The 1,279-nt window shown below is 30.6% G+C and carries 3 protein-coding genes; all 3 read left to right on the top strand.

The genetic code is table 11. The annotated features are described in order from the left end of the window. Nucleotides 1–419, top strand: a 419-nt coding sequence (locus tag BHECKSOX2_RS07875) for a hypothetical protein (RefSeq protein WP_180323719.1), incomplete at its 5' end; no start/stop codon positions are given. A 2-nt stretch (nt 420–421) separates the two neighbouring features. After that, complete coding sequence (locus BHECKSOX2_RS07870; RefSeq protein WP_139683134.1) at nt 422–823, top strand: hypothetical protein; 402 nt, start codon at nt 422–424, stop codon at nt 821–823. A gap of 282 nt (nt 824–1,105) precedes the next feature. Beyond that, a partial coding sequence (locus BHECKSOX2_RS07865; RefSeq protein ID WP_139683133.1) for a transposase occupies nt 1,106–1,279 on the top strand: 174 nt, incomplete at its 3' end.

The raw sequence follows: 1,279 nt of genomic DNA, 5'->3' as shown, positions 1-1,279 counted from the left end.
GAGAGGATTCAGCAATAATAAGATATGCAACACCTATATTAAAAGACCCAAGTTCAGCAATAAAAATTGTAGAAAATGGATTAAAGGCAATAGGAGTTATTGCAGGGGCAGAGATTGTTAATCATGTTAGTGACAGTGCTCAAGATGATGTGAGCGATATTCCTGAGATTGATGATGTTTCTGAGGTGGCTGGAACTGGTGCGCCAATGCCTGATGGAGGGCCTCCTGAGGATTGGGACAAACAAAAAAAAGGAACACCAAGAGGAAATAAAAGACAAAATAAACAATTTGCAGATGCAACTAGAGGGTTGACTAAAAACCAGAAAAAAATAGTTCATAGAAGAATATCTGGTAAAAATCATAGTTACCAAGAAATAAAAAAGATTGCTGAACAAGTAAAAAATAAAGAATTATGGTGAATATGCAATTGTTAAATAATATATTACCTATTTCGTTTGTAAAAATAGAAAAAGGTGTTGGTAGTTTTTTAACTTTTACTACAAAAAATGAAAAAAAAACTTTATGGATATATCTTTCAGATTGGATTATTTATAAAAAAAATAAAAAAATATTAGATTGTGAAAATAAAAATAATATTGATTTTTTAAATGTGCTTTATCAAATAGAGGGTAAACCACTAATAAAAATTAAAGATAACTCCTTAAATGAGGCAATAGATTTTATTTTTACAGATGGTTATAAATTGTGTGTTTACTCAAATCTTGAGATATATGATAGCAAAGATGATTTATTTATGTTTTTTATTGAAAATAAAATAATATCATATTCAACAACCAAAGGGCTTTACATTGAGATAAGATAGTACGGGAAAAAGAGGTAAGGTGAAAAAGAAAAAAGGACGCCTTAGATTCAACTTGCAAGTGCAATACATTCATGGAGAATGTGCTTATGAATAACTACTGCCATCTAAGTCCAAGGAAAAAAAGGGGGCGCCACCCTTTTACAACAAAAAACAATCTATCTTAATGTATAGTTTTTAACAAACCACCCCACCAAATTATAAAACCCCAACAATTTCAGACAACAATTTAAACTTTCTTATTTCGAACGAGTTAAACTAAACAAAAAAAATCGGAGTAAAAAAATGAGTAAAAAACGAACAAAATATACCTCAGCATTCAAGACTAAATTAGTACTTGAATTACTACAAAATGAAAGCACCATAGTGCAGATTGCCAGCAAGCATAATATTTTGCCTCAGAATCTACAAAATTGGAAGAAGACTTTCCTTGCTAACGCAGAGATTGCCATGGAGCCA

It is taken from the genome of thiotrophic endosymbiont of Bathymodiolus puteoserpentis (Logatchev), from assembly GCF_900127505.1.
GTDB lineage: Bacteria > Pseudomonadota > Gammaproteobacteria > PS1 > Pseudothioglobaceae > Thiodubiliella.
This window is presented reverse-complemented; position numbering and strand designations above follow the sequence as displayed.